21 protein-coding genes are annotated in these 19143 nt (G+C 42.6%); all 21 read left to right on the forward strand.

The annotated features are described in order from the left end of the window. The first annotated feature begins 24 nt into the window (after positions 1 to 24). The 21 genes from fabG to B5Y40_RS05680 all read left to right on the forward strand — a co-directional run bounded on the left by fabG (position 25) and on the right by B5Y40_RS05680 (position 19077). The gene (gene fabG, locus B5Y40_RS05585) at positions 25 to 753 is read left to right on the forward strand and encodes a flexirubin biosynthesis SDR family reductase FlxB (protein ID WP_079685694.1); all 729 of its coding nucleotides are present in this window, start codon (positions 25 to 27) and stop codon (positions 751 to 753) included. A 157-nt stretch (positions 754 to 910) separates the two neighbouring features. Continuing rightward, positions 911 to 2134, forward strand: a complete 1224-nt coding sequence (locus tag B5Y40_RS05590) for a beta-ketoacyl-[acyl-carrier-protein] synthase family protein (RefSeq protein WP_079685695.1) — start codon at positions 911 to 913, stop codon at positions 2132 to 2134. After that, the gene (locus B5Y40_RS05595) at positions 2122 to 2394 is read left to right on the forward strand and encodes an acyl carrier protein (protein WP_245840479.1); all 273 of its coding nucleotides are present in this window, start codon (positions 2122 to 2124) and stop codon (positions 2392 to 2394) included. Before B5Y40_RS05590 ends, B5Y40_RS05595 begins: the two co-directional genes overlap by 13 nt. A 4-nt stretch (positions 2395 to 2398) precedes the next feature. Further along, positions 2399 to 3283: an LpxL/LpxP family acyltransferase gene (locus tag B5Y40_RS05600; protein ID WP_079685697.1), complete on the forward strand. Its 885-nt coding sequence runs from the start codon at positions 2399 to 2401 to the stop codon at positions 3281 to 3283. A 49-nt stretch (positions 3284 to 3332) separates the two neighbouring features. Next, positions 3333 to 3761 carry a hotdog family protein gene (locus B5Y40_RS05605; RefSeq protein WP_079685698.1) on the forward strand — a complete coding sequence of 143 codons (429 nt, stop codon included), beginning with the start codon at positions 3333 to 3335 and terminating at the stop codon, positions 3759 to 3761. A 47-nt stretch (positions 3762 to 3808) separates the two neighbouring features. Next, complete coding sequence (locus B5Y40_RS05610) at positions 3809 to 4444, forward strand: hypothetical protein (protein WP_079685699.1); 636 nt, start codon at positions 3809 to 3811, stop codon at positions 4442 to 4444. Positions 4445 to 4541: 97 nt separating this feature from the next. Beyond that, a complete protein-coding gene (locus B5Y40_RS05615; protein ID WP_245840480.1) occupies positions 4542 to 4955 on the forward strand; it encodes an acyl-CoA thioesterase in 414 nt (137 codons plus the stop codon). After that, positions 4955 to 6073, forward strand: a complete 1119-nt coding sequence (locus B5Y40_RS05620; protein ID WP_079685701.1) for a beta-ketoacyl synthase N-terminal-like domain-containing protein — start codon at positions 4955 to 4957, stop codon at positions 6071 to 6073. The genes B5Y40_RS05615 and B5Y40_RS05620 overlap by 1 nt, the downstream gene beginning before the upstream one ends. A 6-nt stretch (positions 6074 to 6079) precedes the next feature. Beyond that, a complete protein-coding gene (locus B5Y40_RS05625) occupies positions 6080 to 7144 on the forward strand; it encodes a methyltransferase (RefSeq protein WP_079685702.1) in 1065 nt (354 codons plus the stop codon). Positions 7145 to 7216: 72 nt separating this feature from the next. Beyond that, entirely contained in the window at positions 7217 to 8461 is a 1245-nt protein-coding gene (locus tag B5Y40_RS05630) for an NAD(P)/FAD-dependent oxidoreductase (RefSeq protein WP_079685703.1), read from the forward strand. A gap of 3 nt (positions 8462 to 8464) precedes the next feature. Continuing rightward, positions 8465 to 9064 (forward strand): beta-ketoacyl-[acyl-carrier-protein] synthase family protein, encoded by a 600-nt coding sequence (locus B5Y40_RS05635; protein WP_079685704.1) that lies wholly within the window; start codon positions 8465 to 8467, stop codon positions 9062 to 9064. Between the two features lie 6 nt (positions 9065 to 9070). Continuing rightward, positions 9071 to 9328, forward strand: coding sequence for a phosphopantetheine-binding protein (locus B5Y40_RS05640; protein ID WP_079685705.1), 258 nt, complete (start codon positions 9071 to 9073; stop codon positions 9326 to 9328). A gap of 5 nt (positions 9329 to 9333) precedes the next feature. Further along, positions 9334 to 10524: a beta-ketoacyl-[acyl-carrier-protein] synthase family protein gene (locus B5Y40_RS05645; protein WP_143785623.1), complete on the forward strand. Its 1191-nt coding sequence runs from the start codon at positions 9334 to 9336 to the stop codon at positions 10522 to 10524. 27 nt (positions 10525 to 10551) lie between these two features. Next, entirely contained in the window at positions 10552 to 11622 is a 1071-nt protein-coding gene (locus B5Y40_RS05650; protein WP_079685707.1) for a beta-ketoacyl synthase N-terminal-like domain-containing protein, read from the forward strand. Beyond that, the gene (locus B5Y40_RS05655; RefSeq protein ID WP_079685708.1) at positions 11604 to 12374 is read left to right on the forward strand and encodes a polysaccharide deacetylase family protein; all 771 of its coding nucleotides are present in this window, start codon (positions 11604 to 11606) and stop codon (positions 12372 to 12374) included. The genes B5Y40_RS05650 and B5Y40_RS05655 overlap by 19 nt, the downstream gene beginning before the upstream one ends. Continuing rightward, the gene (locus B5Y40_RS05660; protein ID WP_079687098.1) at positions 12367 to 13041 is read left to right on the forward strand and encodes a flexirubin biosynthesis/transport protein LolA2; all 675 of its coding nucleotides are present in this window, start codon (positions 12367 to 12369) and stop codon (positions 13039 to 13041) included. The genes B5Y40_RS05655 and B5Y40_RS05660 overlap by 8 nt, the downstream gene beginning before the upstream one ends. Beyond that, positions 13022 to 13639: a flexirubin biosynthesis protein LolB2 gene (locus tag B5Y40_RS05665; protein WP_079685709.1), complete on the forward strand. Its 618-nt coding sequence runs from the start codon at positions 13022 to 13024 to the stop codon at positions 13637 to 13639. The genes B5Y40_RS05660 and B5Y40_RS05665 overlap by 20 nt, the downstream gene beginning before the upstream one ends. A 1-nt stretch (position 13640) precedes the next feature. Beyond that, positions 13641 to 14006: an ApeI family dehydratase gene (locus B5Y40_RS05670; protein ID WP_079685710.1), complete on the forward strand. Its 366-nt coding sequence runs from the start codon at positions 13641 to 13643 to the stop codon at positions 14004 to 14006. Continuing rightward, the gene (locus B5Y40_RS29895) at positions 14003 to 14761 is read left to right on the forward strand and encodes a glycosyltransferase family 2 protein (protein WP_245840481.1); all 759 of its coding nucleotides are present in this window, start codon (positions 14003 to 14005) and stop codon (positions 14759 to 14761) included. Before B5Y40_RS05670 ends, B5Y40_RS29895 begins: the two co-directional genes overlap by 4 nt. Further along, positions 14758 to 15195, forward strand: coding sequence for a DUF2062 domain-containing protein (locus tag B5Y40_RS29900; RefSeq protein WP_317043553.1), 438 nt, complete (start codon positions 14758 to 14760; stop codon positions 15193 to 15195). The genes B5Y40_RS29895 and B5Y40_RS29900 overlap by 4 nt, the downstream gene beginning before the upstream one ends. Positions 15196 to 15237: 42 nt before the next feature. Continuing rightward, positions 15238 to 19077, forward strand: a complete 3840-nt coding sequence (locus B5Y40_RS05680; RefSeq protein WP_079685711.1) for a trifunctional MMPL family transporter/lysophospholipid acyltransferase/class I SAM-dependent methyltransferase — start codon at positions 15238 to 15240, stop codon at positions 19075 to 19077. The last annotated feature ends 66 nt before the right edge of the window (positions 19078 to 19143 follow it).

A 19143-nucleotide genomic window follows, 5' to 3' on the forward strand; every position in this document is an offset into this window, starting at 1 on the left:
ACGTTATATACTCAAATCTGTTAAATGAAATACGCACTCGTAACAGGAGGTTCCCGCGGCATTGGCCGTTCCATTGCTATCAAACTTGCTGAGCAAGGGTATAATATTCTGATCAACTATAAGAGCAACGAGACCGAAGCTCTGAAAACACAAGAGTTGGTGCAGTCCAAAAATGTAACTGGCGAATTGTTAAAGTTTGATGTTTCCAGTAAGGCTGAGGTTGAAGCTGCGTTGGGTGTCTGGATCGAAAAGAATGCCGATAAGCAGATTGAAGTTCTTGTAAACAATGCTGGTGTTCGTCAGGATACTTTGCTCATGTGGATGACCGATGAGCAGTGGGATGGAGTGTTGGGCTCAAGCCTTGACGGATTTTTTTATGTAACGCGGTTGGTGGTGAATGGTATGCTGAAGAAGCGTTACGGCAGAATTGTAAATGTTGTTTCCCTGTCGGGGATTAAAGGAATGCCAGGTCAGGTAAATTACTCGGCTGCGAAAGCCGGTGTGATCGGTGCAACGAAGGCCTTGGCGCAGGAGGTAGCCCGTAGAAACATCACCGTAAATGCTGTAGCTCCGGGGTTCATCCGAACCGATATGACGCAGGATTTGAACGAGCAGGAGCTAAAAGCACTTATACCCATGCAGCGTTTTGGTGAACCAGACGAAGTAGCAGAAGCAATAGTTTTCCTGGCGTCTCCCAAAGCATCCTACATAACCGGTACCGTATTGTCCATTAATGGGGGGCTATATTCGTAGATTCTTCGAAAAAAAGGTACACTACTAATAAATCTTATTGGTGCTACAGTTATTGGACACTGGCATTGAGAATTAAAAAAATTATTTTTGCGAAACAAAAAAGACAGTATAGCCTGACTTTTTAAGGGCGAATACTTAAACAACCCTGACCTCCTCTATGAATAGAGTTGTTATTACCGGAATTGGTATCTATTCCTGCATAGGCAAAGACCTGGCAGAAGTAACGAAATCACTTTATGATGGCAAATCTGGCATTTGGCTCGATCCTGTCCGAAAGGAAATGGGCTATCGTTCGGGTTTGACCGGTAAAGTTGAGAAACCTTCGCTAAAAGGCGTGCTGGACAGACGTGCACGCATCATGCTGCCTGAACAAGGTGAGTATGCTTTCATGTCTACAACAGAAGCTTTGAAAAGTGCTGGTCTTGATCAAGACTATATCGACAGAAACGAAATCGGAATTATTTTCGGTAATGATAGTTCGGCTCAGCCTGTGATAGAGGCAACGGATATCATCCGTGAGAAAAAAGATACAATGCTCATTGGGTCAGGCTCTGTGTTCCAGGCGTTGAACTCTACGGTAAACATGAACCTGGCAACGATCTTCCGTTTGAAGGGCATAAACTTTACCGTGAGCGCAGCGTGTGCGAGTGGTTCACATTCTATAGGACTAGCTTCCATGTTCATCCGGAATGGAATGCAGGACTGTATAATCTGCGGCGGTGCGCAGGAGACTAACAAATACTCCATGGGAAATTTTGATGCGTTGAGTGCATTCTCAATCCGCGAAAGCGACCCGACAGCAGCATCAAGACCTTTTGATAAAAATAGAGACGGCCTGGTACCGAGTGGTGGATCTGCTACGGTGATACTCGAAAGTCTGGAATCAGCACAACGGAGAGGTGCTACGATATTAGGTGAAGTTATTGGTTACGGATTCTCTTCGAACGGAGAGCACATCTCAAATCCAAGTGTACAAGGCCCGGCACGTTCGCTGCGTATAGCCATGAAAGATTCTGGTCTGAAGGCTTCTGACATCGACTATATCAACGCGCATGCTACCTCAACACCGGCAGGAGATACCAGTGAAGCCAAGGCGATCTTCGACGTATTTGGAGATGCCGGTACTCCGGTAAGTTCTACCAAATCGATGACCGGACATGAGTGTTGGATGGCAGGAGCAAGTGAGATTGTATATTCTCTCTTGATGATGCAAAATTCGTTCATGGCTCCAAATATCAATTTTGAAACGCCTGACGAGGACTCCAGACACCTGAATATTGTAACGAAGGCACAGAATAAAAATATTGACGTATTTTTGTCAAACTCTTTCGGATTCGGAGGAACGAACTCGACCTTAATAGTTAAAAAGTGGAAGCAATAGCGATGAATCAAACAGCAATCATTGAAAAAATCAATGGGTTTTTGGTAGAAGAATTTGAGGTAGAGCCCGGTAAAATTGTTCCGGAAGCTAACTTGCGTGAGACGCTTGAACTCGATAGCCTCGACTACATTGACCTGGTAGTGGTAATTGAAAGCAACTTCGGTTTTAAAGTAAAGCCTGAAGACTTTGTGAACATAGCTACTTTTCAGAATTTCTATGACTACGTAGCGGGTCGCGTAGCTGAGAAAGTAACCTCTTGATCCTATGCCGCGATGGCAAGGTAAATCCAAAGGAAACAAACTCGGCTATAGGATCTTTGTCTATGTCATAAAGTACATGGGGGTTAAACCTGCGTACTTTTTATTACGGTTTGTTGCAGGTTATTATTTCCTCGCATCCTGGAGTTCATCAAAACATATCTATGCCTATTTCCGCCAGCGGCTCCGGTATGGAAAGCTTTCTTCACTCCTGAAGATCTATAGTAATTATTACGTTTTTGGTCAGACGTTGCTGGACAAAGTCATTGTAATGGCTGGCATCGATAACAAGTTCACCTATGATTTTGATGGTGAAGAAAATCTCCGTGACATTGTAAAGGGTGGTAAAGGCGGCATTTTACTGAGTGGCCACGTAGGCAATTGGGAAGCTGCCGGACATTTATTGAAGCGCCTGAATACACGCGTTAACGTAGTGATGTTTGATGGTGAACATGAACGAATCAAACAATATCTGCAAGAAGTAACGGGCGGCCATAACTTCAATGTCATCGTTATCAAAAATGATATTTCTCACGTATATGCTATCGGTCAGGCGCTGCAGCGCAATGAATTAATATGCCTGCATGCAGATCGATTTCTGGAAGGCAATAAAACCAAGGCATTGAATTTTTTAGGAGAGGAGGCACTGTTTCCGTTAGGACCTTTTCAACTTGCTGCCGGATTTAAAGTACCCGTCTCGATTGTATTTGCATTTAAAGAATCACCTACACACTATCATTTTTTTGGCAGTCCGCTTTTTGAACGGAAAGACGATGAGCCGAAGCAAGAGTTCACCGATAAACTAATGAACGCGTTTACGGGAGAACTCGAACAAAAAGTGCATCTATACCCCATACAGTGGTTTAATTATTATAACTTTTGGGCAAAATAAAAATCAGTGGTGCCGTATCGGAACCATGAACTTTAGAACCCAATAATTCATGCTCGCTACAAAATCCACCATTACCCAATACATTCCACAACGTGAACCAATCGTTATGATTCACAATCTTGTGGAGGTAAGCGATGAACATGCCGTTACACAATTGGCGATCGAACCTGAGAATGTATTTGTGTCGGAAGGATATTTTGCTGAACCCGGATTGGTAGAAAATATAGCACAGACTGCTGCAGTTCATGTCGGCTATCAGTGTAAACAAAAAAATATACCTGTTCCTATAGGCTATATCGCTGCTGTTCGTGATCTGAAGATAAATATACTGCCAAAGGAAAACTCAACGATTACCACCTCCATTCGAATCGTAAATCAAGTGCTGGAGCTTACAATTGCTCAAGGTAAAGTGGAGCAGGACGGGCAAGTTCTTTGTTCCTGCGAGATGAGAATCTTTGCCAAAATTCAGGTCCCATAACACACAACCTATAAATTTCATTTTTCATTTATATACCCATTCGATTTATGAAACAACTCAAAACCCTTATCATTCTCTTGTTTGTCGCTTCTGTTACTACTGCGCAAGATCGTAGTGATGTGTTTAAGGCGGACACGAAAATCACATGGCTTGGTCTCGATTTTTCGAAGGCTAAACTCATTGGTGATCGTGAAAAGCTCGGCTCTGAATCAGACATCCGGTATTTACTGGAATCCTGGAACAAGCTGATTGTGAATGAAGAAGAAAAATTTGATATCGCTCTTGCAATCGAGAAAAAGAAAATCGAAAAAAACATTCAACCAACACTGGATCATAACGCTACACTCGAAGTACTATCCATGCTGTCCAATGCTGAAAAAGATTATCTGCATCTGAACCGTGATGGCGTAGCAGAGATCATTGCTTCTTACGATTTTAAAGGACTATCCGGAATTGGACTTATGTTCAACATTGAAAGCTTTAGTAAACTCAATGAAGAAGCTTCCATTTGGGTAACCTTCATAAACATCGACACGAAAGAAGTACTCTTCTCGGAAAGGGTAACAGCAGAGCCTCGCGGATTCGGCATGCGTAATTTCTGGGGCGGAGCACTTTTTGTTGCCATCGAGCGAATTAAGAAAAAAGAATATGAGATGTGGCGCAAAAAATACTATCGTCCGTAAGATCATAGACCAAAAAGTAAGATTCCAAAGGCATAAAGCTGGAAGTTTTATCAAATAAGCTTTTAGCTTTGTGCTTTTGTTTTAATATCCCCCAATCGTGTTGATTTACCGAACAGAAGTTATAGTGCGATTCAATGAAGCCGACCCGCTCGGTATTGTGTGGCACGGCCATTACCTCCGATATTTTGAAGATGGCCGCGAGGCGTTCGGAACCAAGTACGGCATTTCATATCTCGATTTTTACAAAAATGCATTGGCTGTTCCAGTGGTGTCTGTCCAATGTGATTACAAGAAGCCTTTGCGCTACGGCAATTCTGTGATTGTCGAATCTATATACGAGCCAACGAACGCAGCCAAACTGAAATTCAGCTATAACATGTATGAATCAGTAACGGGCGATTTGGTAGCCACCGGTAATACCGTTCAGGTATTTGTCGACATCAAAAATTTTCAACTGCAGCTTACGGTGCCTGAGTTTTTTCAAGCCTGGAAAACCAAGTGGGAAGCGTAATGGCACGTGCAGTATGGTCCATAGCAGATAGTATAATTTCTCCGCTAGGATTTACCAGCGAAGAAAACTATAGCAATATCCGGAAAGGTCTTTCGGGCGTGAAGTCGACAAGCAATCCGCAGTGGAATGCAAATTCATTTATGGCATCCGCGTTGGAAACATTAACATCATCTGATGCTACAACGCGTTTTGAACAGATGGCCATCAAAGCACTGGAGACAGCTTTAGGATCGCATACATTACCATCCGACAAAACCATTTTTATTCTCTCAACAACAAAGGGAAATATAGATCTTCTGGACAGCGAAGAAGCTGATCATCCACGAATTCATCTCCATGCCGTTGCTGCATACCTGGCTGATAAATTTGGTTTCAAGAGAAATATAGTAGTATCAAATGCCTGTATCTCAGGTGTGCTTGCGCTTATTATAGCCAAACGTTTTTTAGAGGGCGGTGCGTATGACCATGCCGTTGTGCTTGGTGCCGATGTACTAAGTCAATTTGTTGTATCAGGCTTTCAGAGCTTGCAAGCTATCAGTGCTTCTCCCTGTAAACCCTTTGATGCAAATCGTACCGGTATAAATCTCGGAGAAGCAGCGGGTGTAATGATATTATCAACTGATCCAAAGATGCTCGGATCAAAAAGTTCGGTTCGTTTACTGGGCAGTGGCGTAAGCAATGACGCGAATCATATTTCGGGCCCTTCACGCACAGGCGAAGAACTGGCACAAGCAATAGCCCAGGCGTTGAAGACTTCGGAACTCACACCCGATGATATTGATTTTATCTCCGCGCATGGAACGGCTACAGTTTATAATGACGAGATGGAAGCCAAGGCATTTAATTATGCAGGCATGAGTAAAATTCCACTTAATAGTTTGAAAGGATATTACGGTCATACATTGGGAGCTGCAGGAGTAATAGAAACGATCATAACCATACATGGCCTGTTGCAAAACGAATTGATACCCACACGGGGATTTGATACTTTTGGCGTTCCAAAAGAAATAAATGTTTGCAGTCAGCTGCAATCAAAACCACTAAAAAGAATTTTAAAAACTGCGTCCGGTTTTGGCGGGTGCAATGCCGCATTAGTTGTGGAAAAAGTTAATCAATAATCTTCTATGAATTTTTTCGAAACAGACAAACTCACCGCTTTACAATCAATTGAAAAGGCACAGTGGATCGCTTTTGCACCGGCTGTTTTTCAGACAACCCGCGTGCTGCGCGAAACCGGTATACTGCAAACTATTCAACAGCACCCTGAAGGCTTAACACAAGCACAGGTTGTTGAGAAGACGAATGTATCCAAGTATGGTGTGCGCGTACTTATGGAAGCTGCGCTTGGCATAGGTTTGTTAACCTGTAAAGATGACGTGTATAAGGTAACAAAAACAGCAACGTTCATCCTGAACGATAAACTCACACAAGTGAATTTTGATTTCATGAACGATGTGTGTTACAACGGTCTGTTCACATTAGATGAGAGTATACAAAACGGCAAGCCTGAAGGATTGAAAGTATTCGGTGACTGGCCAACACTATACCGCGCACTGGCACACTTTCCACCGAAGGTGAGAGAGAGCTGGCTGGCATTCGATCATTATTATTCAGATGCATCGTTCGCAGATGTATTGCCCATCGTATTCAAGCATAAGCCAAAGTCGTTGCTGGATATAGGAGGTAATACCGGGAAGTGGGCGTTGGAATGTTTTCAGCATGATCAGGATGTAGTCGTTACAATCTTTGATTTGCCAGGACAAGTGAACATGGCGAATAAGAACATTACCGAGAAAGGTTTTGGCGATCGTATCCGTTTTCATGAAAGTGATATACTGGATGAAAGCCTTCCATTCCCGAAAGGTTTTGATGCTATATGGATGAGTCAGTTCCTGGATTGTTTTTCAGATGAGCAGATCATCTCTATATTGAAACGTTGCCGTCAGGCACTGAATCCAGATGGAAGTGTATATATACTTGAGCCGTTCTGGGATTGCCAGCGATTCCAGGTAGGAGCATTTGCATTACAGCAAACTTCTATATACTTCACCGCTATGGCCAACGGAAATAGTCAGATGTATCACTCTGAAATTTTCAAAGGCTTCATCAAAGAAGCTGGCTTCATGGTAGCGGAGCAAAAAGATATGCTGGGCGTTGGTAACACGCTGTTGGTTTGTAAGCCAGCATAAGTATATAGATAAGTATAAACTACTTCAACGGAAGTTAAAGAATAAAAAGAATTCCACTAAGAACTGTCAGCAATGAAAGAAAAAATTGACGTTTTGGTAATCGGAGCAGGCCCTGCCGGAAGTATATCTGCTTCCATGATTCATAAAGCTGGATTAAGTGTAAGGGTTGTGGAGCGTGAGAAATTTCCACGCTTTGTTATTGGCGAAAGTTTATTGCCACGTTGTATGGAAGTGCTCGAGGATGCTGAATTGTTAGAAGCTGTGAAAGCCAAAAATTTTCAACAGAAGTTTGGAGCTAAATTTTTGAAGGAAGAAAACGTAGCAGATTTTAATTTCAGTGATCAGTTTTCAAAAGGTTGGAATTGGACATGGCAGGTGCAACGCGCAGAGTTTGATTTGACATTGGCAACCGAAGTTCAGCGTAAAGGTGTACAAGTAGATTTTGAGACAACTGTAACGGCTATAAAATTTTTTGATGACGAAAGTTCTGTAACAACAGTACAACGTCTGGATGGATCAACAGAAGAGATCGCAGCGCGTTTCATTATCGACGCGAGCGGATATGGTCGCGTTATCCCCAGGTTGTTCAACCTGGATAAACCGTCCAACCTGGATCCACGCAAAGCTGTTTTTGCACATGTAAAAGATATACACCGCGATAACTTTGATGAACCGAATCGCATCATCGCGATCATGTATGCTCCTGGTTTCTGGACATGGATCATTCCGTTTTCCAATGGTGTTACTTCACTGGGATTTGTAGGAAGTTTTGATTACTTCAATGCTATACCCGGTGATCTTTCTGCACAATATAAAGCTTGCATTGAAGGTCATCCATATTTGAAAAAACGTTTTGGAGATGTAGAGTGGGTATGGGAGCCGCGCAAATTAGAAGCATGGTCTGCCACTACCGATAAATTTTATGGTAAAGGATTTGTGTTAACCGGTAACGTAACAGAATTCCTCGATCCTATATTTTCATCCGGGGTTATGTTTGCCACAGTGTCCAGTCACCTGGCCAGCAAGCAAGTAATCCGCAAACTCAAAGGTGAATCAGTTGATTGGGATACTGACTATACAAAAGTGGTACAGCAAGGTGTAGATGTATTCCGTACCTATGTAATGGCCTGGTATGATGGAACATTGGAGAAAGTATTCTTCTCCAAGAATCCGGATCCACTGATCAAGAGTCAGGTGTGTTCTGTATTGGCGGGCTATGTATGGGATCAAACAAACCCATATGTTCGCGAGCACCATGTAGCGCTTAAGCGCCTTGTAAAATTGATCGATGTAAATGAGCGGATCTCCCGAAACTGATTTATGTTTATTTCAGGAACGAGCATTATCCGTAAGCAAACTGTCATCCATAAAGGTGCATTAGCGTTTGAAAATAAATCTGTTTCACTGGATGATTTTTTAACAGGTGCTTACAATTATCTGTCTCCTGAGTATCCGAAGTTTTATAAAATGGATCGGCTGGCGCAACTTGGTTTTCTGGCGACAGAATTTCTGTTAAGCGATTTTTCGATCAAACAATATTCTCCCGAAAGTGTTTCCCTTGTATTGTCCAACGCACATGCAAGTATGGATACGGATGTACGGTATCATGAATCATCCAAAACATCCTCCAGCCCTGCATTGTTTGTATATACATTACCAAACATTGTGTCGGGCGAGATTTGTATCCGGCATCGGATCAAAGGTGAGAATACATTTTTTATATCACCTGCCTTCGATGCGGAATTGCTTGCTGCGTATGTTGATCAGGTGATGATGCAACCATCTGTTCATGCATGCATAGCAGGGTGGATCGATGTAATGGACAGCCACCATGATGTTTTCTTATATTTGGTAGAGAAAGAGCAGCGTGGGTTGGCGTTGCCACATACAGCAGAAGAATTAACAAAACTATATCGGTAAGTAATTATGGAACAGTTGATGGCCGATCTGAAAAAGCAGATCATTGAAGCACTGAATTTAAAACACCTGAAGCCGGAGAATATAGGCGATGACCAGCCTTTGTTTGGTGATGGCCTGGGCCTGGATTCTATTGATGCATTGGAGCTCATCGTGCTTCTGCAGCAGAGCTACAAAGTGAAAATTGATAATCCACAGGATGGACCAACAATCTTTCGCTCTGTTAAATCTATAGCAGAGTATATTCGCGCAAACCAAACTGCCTGATCACGTTGAAAGGTCCTGTTCATGTTGCTGGTATAGGTGTGATAGCCGCCATCGGAAAGACGGTGGAGCAATGCATGCATTCTTTCAGACAACATACTTCCGGTATAGGAGATATAACCTTATTTGATTCCGTTCATCGTGGTGTGCTGCCCGTTGGAGAAGTGAAGGTATCCAACGAAGAACTCGCTGATACACTTTGGCTCCCCAAGCATACGAGCCGCACAGCGTTGCTCGCCATACAAGCTGCACGCGAAGCTGTGGCGCATGCAGGAATCGATCTTAAAAAATGGCGCACCGGTTTAATATCTGCCACCACTGTTGGTGGAATGGACCGAACCGAAGTTTTCTTTCCGGATTTCAGTAAAGATCATAGCAAGGGAAAATTGCACGATGTAGTGAATCATGAATGCGGAAGATCAACCGAACTGATGGCCGATGATCTTGGCATTCGTCATTTCATTTCAACTATCAACACGGCATGTTCCTCTTCGGTAAATGCTATAGCATTGGGTACTCGTCTTATTAACCACGGCATGCTGGATATAGTCGTAGCCGGAGGTACTGATGCATTGTCAAAATTTACATTGAATGGTTTTAACAGCCTGATGATTCTTGACAAGGAACCTTGCAGACCATTTGATGCAACGCGTAAAGGATTGAACCTTGGCGAAGGCGCAGGTTTTGTAGTTATAGTTTCGGATCGTGTTCTTCAACAGGAAAAGAAAAAATCACTGGCAGTAGTGTCCGGTTATGGCAATACAAATGATGCGTATCACCAGACGGCTTCATCTCCGGAAGGAAGAGGCTCGTATTCTGCAATGCAGAAAGCGCTGGAGATGAGTAAGCTTGATGTGAATGCTATAGACTACATTAACCTACACGGAACGGGTACATTGAATAACGATGTATCAGAAGGTACGGCGGTAAAAAGATTCTTCGGAGAACGTCTTCCAAAGATGAGCTCAACGAAAGCATTTACCGGCCATACACTGGGTGCAAGCGGAGGTATAGAAGCTGTGTTCTCGGTATTGGCGTTAACGCACCAATGTGTATTTCCAAACCTTCGGTTTGAGACTGCGATGCCAGAAGTAGATATAGTTCCGCAGCAAAAATTTGAAGAAACAACTGTAAACCATGTCATGAGCAATTCATTCGGCTTTGGCGGAAATTGTTCGTCAATTATTTTCTCGAAGTAAACCTAGTATATATATACCCCTCATTGAATGTCTAAAATCTTCATCACAGGCATGGGCAACATTTCACCACAGAAAACCTGGGGTGGTGCACCGTTATTGTCGGAGGTGACAGAGCATATACACGAACGGCTCACCTGCGTAGAGCCTGATTATACCCAATGGTTTGATCCGCGTCAATTACGAAGAATGAGTCGCGTGTTGAAAATGGGAGTCGCAGCCGGGTCGATTGCGTTGAAGGAAGCAAATATAGCAATACCTGATGCGATCATTACCGGAACCGGATATGGTTGCCTTGAGGACACCGGTATATTTCTTTCTAAAATGGTGGAGAATAAAGAGGAGGCGTTAAATCCCACACCATTTATACAGTCAACGCATAATACAATAGGTTCACTCATTGCACTTATGCTACAGTGCCAGGGGTATAATCAGACCTATACGCAAGGCGCTTTCTCATTTGAGAATTCACTGCTCGATGCATTGCTGATGGTAAAAGAAGAACCAGCATTAAAAGTTTTGGTCGGTGGTGTAGATGAGATAACGGATTATAGTCATACCATTCAAAAGCGTTTCGGGAAATTCAGAGAACGCTCTGAGTCCAATCTCAATCTTTATAAAACAGAAGATGGTGCCTTGAATGGTGAAGGCGCTGCATACTTTGTTCTCTCCGGAGAAAAAAGTGACAAGAGTGCGGTAAGCATGGAATTCGTGGGTACGTTTTATAAAGCAGATGCAGAAACGCTTCAAAGTGGAATCAACGATTTGTTGCAGCAGGCCGGACTTACAACAAAGGATATAGATTTTGTTTTACTCGGCAACAGCGGAGATCAGCATAACGATAAAGCATTACAAGATCACGCATCCGTACTATTTTCAAAGAGTTCAACGGGTGCATTTAAACATCTATGTGGAGAGCATCCGGTAGCATCCGCCTTTGCATTTTGGCTGGGAGTAAAGATGTTGCAGGAGCAGACGATTCCTTCGTCAGTAATTTTGAAGAATGCCAATCGTTCGTTGAACAATGTGCTGATCTATAATCAATACTTTGGTACACATCATTCCTTCATCTTGCTTAAATCATGTCGAGATTCTGGATAACCAATATTATCTTTTTTGTTCTGTTGACCGCGCTCTATAGCATTGACACAACGTATAGTATATCCGGCTGGTGGTATGTTGCACTGGTCGTTCCATTTATAGCCATTCACACGCTTGGGTCTATCATATTGTCCATGCAGTTTTTTATACCCGTGCGCTCGCAGGGGAAACCACAACAAGCTATAGCCATTACGTTTGATGACGGCCCGATTGCCGGCATGACTGAGAATATATTATCGATATTGAAAGAGCACAACGTTAAGGCTTCCTTCTTTTGTATTGGACATCGGGTAGCACGTGAGCCATCGCTTGCAAAACGTTTGCACGATGAAGGACATTTGGTGGGCAATCACACGTACTGGCACAAGGCAACTTTCGATTTACAATCCGGGAATACTATAGCAAAAGAACTTGAGGACACTGACAAGGCTATTGTAAAAGCGGTAGGTGTAAAGCCAAAATTTTTCAGGCCTCCGTATGGTGTTACGAATCCGATGGTAGCTACGGGAATAAAACGCGGAAATTATACAGTGATCGGATGGAGCGTCCGCTCGTTTGATACCGTTATCAAAGATCGCGCAAAGCTTTTTAATCGCGTTACGCGTTCGCTGAAAGGTGGAGACATTGTTCTCTTCCACGATTACAGCGAAAGCACCCATGATATCTTGTCTGACTTCCTGAAACACGTTGCCAAACTTGGTTTGAAAGTTGTAAGAGTAGATGAATTACTAAATGAGCAAGCGTATGTGTGAAAAATTAAGATATGGGAAGCAAGTGAAATGGACGGGTAGACTGTACGTTGTTGCGTTCGGTTTAATGCTTTTTTCAATTTCGGCATTTGCACAATATCCTGGATATAAATCGATCAACGATTTAGTAGCCTTCAAGAAACAGTTCGCAACTGAATCAGCAAAAGTACAATCCATCACCAGTGACTTTGTTCAACAAAAAGAACTGATGGCATTAACGGAGACGATTACGTCTTCCGGTAAATTCTGGTTTAAGCGAAGCAACCGCGTGCGTATAGACTATACCAAACCATTCACTTACCGCATGGTAATGAACGGAGATAAAATGATGGTGAAGGATGATCAGAAGGAAAGTCGCATCAATGTGAAGTCGAATAAGCTTTTTCAGCAAGTCAATAAGATCATGATTGATTGTGTACAGGGAACTATACTTGATAGTAAAGATTTCACAACGAAGGTTTTTGAAAACGATAAAACATTTTTGCTGGAGATGACTCCTGTGTCCAAGGCATTGAAAGAATTTTTCCAGACTATAGTTTTAAGTGTGGAGAAGAAAGATTATTCCGTAAAGTCGATCGACATGAACGAACCTGCCGGAGATAAAACGACTATTACATTTTCCAATAAAGTGCTGAACGCAACAGTGGCCGATGAGGTATTTGCACTATAGTTTACTGTTGCTTTTGATAGCATGTGCTTCCGAGTATAAAACCCGTAAGCCGGCATCGCTTGATGAAGTTTGTATTCAAAAGATCAAACCGCCAGGAATCAAAACGTCCTGGTATACTACACATATAGATGTTATCGGAAAGCATATCAGCGGATTGTTGCTGATGAAAGAAATGCCGGATTCTTCCAAGCGGGTTGTGTTTACCAATGAGGCAGGTGTTACATTTCTCGATTTTGAATTCCGTGCTGATGGATCTTTTCAGGTAAAGCAGGTCATTAAACAATTGAATAAAAAAGCGGTTGTACAAGTATTGCGTAAAGACTTTGAACTGATGTTGGGCATTCCTTTCCGCAAGGGGATTTCAGAAGCATGGGGGCAGGATGGAGAACGCTATTTTGGCGCACCTCAAAAAAAGGAAACGGCCTATTTCATTACAGGCGCAGATTGTGCTTCTTTGCGAAGAATAGAGTTGGGCTCCAAACGCAAGAAGAAAGTTACTGTTGAAATGTGGGGAAGCGATCGCACTGCTCCGGATTCTGTAAAAGTGAAACACTATACTTTCAATATGGTGATTGGTTTGAAGAAAATTGAACGCTAAAATGTTACTGGATAACTTCTATAGTATAACGAAAAAGGAATTGTCTGCTGGAGCAGGAACTGCTGTTATAGCGATCAACGCTGAACACAAAATTCTGCAAGGGCACTTTCCAGGACAACCGGTTGTGCCGGGAGTTTGCATGATGCAGATCGTACGCGAACTCACGGAGATGGCAGTCTCTAAAAAGTTAAGAATTATAGAAGGCGATAACCTGAAATTTCTTTCCATCATTGATCCACGTCAGAATAGTGAAATAGAAGTGACGCTAACGACTAAGGAAGAAAATGATACCTATATCGTGACTGCTACGCTCTTTGCAGGAGCGACTATATTTTTCAAATTCAAGGGAACCTTGCAGGCTATATGAACGAAGCATTCGAAAAACATAAGGTCTGTGTTCTTATACCCACCTATAATAACCACCTGACATTAGAGAATGTTTTGAAAGATGTGATGCGCTTTACAACACACATCATGGTAGTGAACGATGGTTCCACCGACAGCACGCCCGCTATACTTAGCAAGTATCCATCGGTAAAAGTAGTGCAGTATGAAAAGAATCAAGGTAAAGGTCATGCACTGCGTCTGGGTTTTAAAAAAGCCGTTGAGTATGGATATGATTATGCAATCACCATCGATTCGGACGGACAACATTTTGCTGAAGACCTCCCGAAGTTTATTGAAAAATTAAAGCAGCACCCGCAGGCTATCATCATGGGCGCGCGCAACATGGACCAGGCAAGTGTTCCTGGTAAAAGTAGTTTCGGACATAAGTTCTCTAACTTCTGGTTTAAGGTTGAAACCGGAGTGCAGATGAGCGATACGCAAAGCGGATATCGCTTATACCCTGTTAAACTGTTGCAGAATTTTAAATTCATGACGAAGAAGTTTGAATTTGAAATCGAGGTGATGGTACGTGCGGTATGGAGTGGTATAGAAATTACAGAAGTACCTGTACGCGTTTTCTATGCGGAGAAAGGTGAACGCATTTCACACTTTCGTCCCTTTAAAGATTTTACCAGGATCAGCATTCTGAATACAGTACTCGTCACGTTAGCCCTCCTATACTATAAACCCCGCGATCTATACCGGAGCATTAAAAAAAAAACTTCAGGCAAATAGTTCGCGAGCAACTTCTCAATCCTGACGAGTCCGCAGCAGTAAAGGCTACCTCCGTCGGTTTTGGAGTTTTCATGGGAATTGTGCCATTGTGGGGATTTCAACTTGCCATAGCAATAGCGTTGGCGTTTGCGTTTCGTCTCAATAAAGCATTGGTCATTATTGCCGCGAACATTAGTATTCCTCCGATGATCCCGCTGATTCTTTTTTTAAGCCATAGAACAGGAGCGATCTGGATGGGCGATCAGGCGCAATTGATTTCATTTACCAGTGGCATTACACTGGAGATGGTTCATAATAATTTTATACAGTATGTAGTGGGCGCGGTAACACTTTCCATTGTTGCAGGAATTGGTTTTGGACTGGTAACCTATATACTGCTGAAGATTTTTAAGATTGATGCAGTTAAGAGCCGAGATATAGCAGACAAAGTATAAAGTAGTATATAACACGGATGCTATATCCGATGCGTGTATTTTATGGAACAGATTTTTTTAGCCATTTATAATTTTTTTAAAAGACGCAGGCAAACCTTCTGGGCTGTCTTTGTCGGTACCCTTGTGCTGATCAGCTGGGGTGCTTCCCGCATTGAGCTGGAAGAAGACATTACTAAATTTTTCCCGGATGATGAGCGTGTAGAAAAGCTGAACTATATCTTCCGTAATTCAAAGTTTGTAGAGCGCGTAGTGGTTATGGTGTCCATGAAGGACAGTACATCACAGCCACAGCCGGATAGTTTAGTTGCTTTCGCGGACTCCTTGGTTGTGCGTATGGAAAGCGAACTGAAGCCTTTTGTGAAAAAGATCTCTGCGAAAGTAGATGATCAAAAAGTGATGGAAGTCTTTAACTCCATACAACAGGCGCTGCCTATATACCTGGATGAAAAGGACTACAAGCAACTCGATTCACTGACGCATCCCGAAGTTGCACGCAAGGTTCTTCAAAATAATTATCAGCAATTGATATCGCCTTCCGGTATAGTTACCAAAAGAATCATTGTGCAGGATCCGCTTGGCTTTTCTTTTCTTGCACTTAAGAAGTTACAGCAGCTTCAGTACGATGAAAACTTTGAGCTATACGATAACTATATAATTACAAAGGACCACCGGCATATACTATTCTTTTTACAGCCAGCGTATCCTCCTGCCGAAACGCGCCACAACTCTGAATTTGTGGAGGTTTTAAAAAATATTGTTGATGAGACTTCTGTAGGCCACGACCAGTTAATGGCTTCTTATTTCGGAGCGGCTATAGTAGCGGTAGGCAATGCACAACAACTTCGAAGCGATACGATCATTACACTAAGCATCATGATGATTTTGCTCATGGTGGTGATTCTCGGTTTCTTCAGAAAGAAGCGCGTGCCTTTACTGATGATGGTGCCGGTATTTTTTGGCGCCTTGTTTTCGCTTTGCTGCATTGCGTTGATGCAAGGCACGCTTTCAATTTTAGCACTGGCAGTTGGAGCTATAGTCTTGGGTATAGCAGTTAATTATTCATTACACTACCTAACTATACTGCGGCAAGAACACTCTGCCAAACATGTTATCAAAGAGTTAGCGAAGCCGCTTACGATTGGAAGCACTACCACGGTACTCGCTTTTCTTTGTCTTCAGTTTACGAATGCTACAGTATTAGGGGATATAGGTTTATTTGCTGGATTGAGTTTGATTGGTGCAGCGTTATGCTCGCTGATCTTTTTACCTCACCTGGTTCGCGAAGATTTGTTTGTAGGTCATAAAAGCAACGCCCGTGTTGAACGCATCACGTCTTTTTCTTTTGAATCCAATAAATATCTGGTATACGGCATTCTCATTTTAACACCAGTGTTCTTTTACTTCGCAGGGCAAGTTGAATTCAACTCAGACATGAGCAAGCTCAACTTCATGAAGGCGGAAACCCAGGCAGCACAAGTACGGCTCGAGACAATCAGTAAATCATCGCTTACTGCAGTATATGTAGTATCGGATGGAAATACATTGGAGAAGGCACTTCGTAGGAATGAACAAACCATGCCCGTACTTGATGAGTTGAAACGATCGGGATTGGTCACGAAAGTGTCATCGGTTTCATCCTTTATGATTTCTGATTCGCTGCAGCAGGTACGTATAGCACGTTGGAATACATTCTGGAATGATTCACGTAAAGAAGCCCTCAGCAAAGTTGTACACGAAGAAGGAGAGACGCTGCACTTTTCACCACGGGTATTGCAAAATTTTGATACGCTGATCACGCGCACTTTTAAACCTATATCATCCGAAGATGCACAGTCATTGCGCACAGCTTTTTTTGATGACTTCATTATTGAAAAGGATGGTGTTGCTACCGTGATAACTTTAGCGAATGTAAAGCCTGAAAATAAGAAGGCGGTATACCAGCAACTGGAGAGAACACCCGCACATGGAGTCGACCGCCAGATGATGACCAACTTGTTTGTGGAGTATGTTCATAGTGATTTTAATTTCATCGTGACCTTTACTTCCATTCTCGTGTTTGTCGCTTTGTTGATTTCCTACGGGCGTATAGAGCTTACGTTGATTACGTTTGTGCCCATGCTCATTACGTGGATCTGGATTCTGGGAATCATGGCACTGGCAGGCATCGAATTTAACATCATCAATGTAATGATCTCAACGTTCATCTTCGGCTTGGGAGATGATTATTCCATCTTTACCATGGATGGTTTACAGCAGGAATATCAAACAGGCAAGAAAGTCCTGTCTACAATCCGAACATCTATTTTTCTGTCTGCTATAACAACGATCTGCGGCTTGGGTGTACTCATCTTTGCAAAACATCCTGCACTAAGGTCTATAGCGGCTATATCTATCATTGGTATAGTATGCGTGTTTATAATGGCGCAAACGATTATGCCGTTTTTGTTCCGTACGTTAATTACAAATCGTACTGCAAAAGGTTTTACACCGATTACTTTACTTAGTTTTTTTAGAACATTTGTTACCTATAGCTTTTTTGTAGGCGGTGCTTTATTGTTAACAGTATTAGGCTTTGTTCTCAAGCTCATCCCGGTAGGTAAGCAACGGATCAAACTGTTCTATCACACATTACTCAAAGCGTGCGCGTGGCTTGTTATATATGTAGAGCCCAATGTTAAGAAACGAATTATAGGGCTGACTCCCGACATGTTTGCGCGCCCCAGTGTGATCATTGCCAATCACACATCCTTCCTTGATATTTTACTCACCGTAATGTTGCACCCCAAACTTATATTGCTTACAAATCAGTGGGTTTGGGACTCACCTATATTTGGAGGTGTTGTTCGGCTGGCAGATTATTATCCCGTAAGTGAAGGTGCAGAAGACAGTGTTGAGCGATTAAGAGATCGTGTGAAAGAAGGTTACTCCATTGTTGTATTCCCGGAAGGTTCGCGCGCTGCCGATGGCAAGATCAAACGCTTTCACAAAGGTGCGTTCTATCTTGCAGAAACATTTCAGATTCCTATTCGACCATTGCTGATTCATGGTGCAAGTGATGCTATACCAAAAGGCAGTTTTATTCTAAACGCAGAACCGCTCACATTAAAATTTCTTCCGGCTATAGAAGCGAATGATATACGCTTTGGTGAAAAGTATTCGCAGCGCACCAAAGAAGTAAGCCGGTATTTTAAAGAAGAGTATAAAACCCTGTCGCGTGAACTTGAAACACCCGATTACTTTGCAAAGCGATTGATCTCAAACTATATCTACAAAGGTCCGGTGCTGGAGTGGTATATGCGCGTGAAGCTTCGTTTGGAAAAGAACTATATACCTTTCGAGAAGCTGATACCTGCCAAGGCTTCTATTCTTGATATGGGTTGTGGATATGGATTCTTATCCTATATGCTCCAGTTCATGTCAGAGGAGCGCACCATTACAGGTGTGGATTACGATGAAGATAAAATAGCCACAGCGAGCAACGGGTATCTGAAAACAGATCGCCTTCGATTCTTTTGTGGTGATGCAACAACTTTCCCGGTAGAAGATTATGATGTTATCATCATCAGCGATGTACTTCATTATCTCACCACCGCAGCACAAGATGCACTCCTGGTGAAATGTTTCCTCGCTTTGAATCCCGGGGGCATGCTCATTCTTCGCGATGGGAATGCAGATCTCAAGGAGCGTCACAAGGGAACAAAGCTCACCGAATTCTTTTCGATTAAAGTAATGAAGTTTAATAAATCCGAAAATGAGCTTAATTTCATTTCAGGTAAGAAAATCAGGCATTTAGCACAGGAATATGGGATGAAAGTAGAGGAGGTAGATGATACAAAGTTTACTTCCAATGTTATTTTTGTGATTCGGAAAATAGCCTCATGAACAGGCACAGACGACAAGGACATTAGTAAAGATTGATGGTAGTAATTCGGATAAGTAGCAAATAGC

The sequence above is a fragment of the Ohtaekwangia koreensis genome (assembly GCF_900167975.1).
Taxonomy (GTDB): domain Bacteria; phylum Bacteroidota; class Bacteroidia; order Cytophagales; family Cyclobacteriaceae; genus Ohtaekwangia; species Ohtaekwangia koreensis.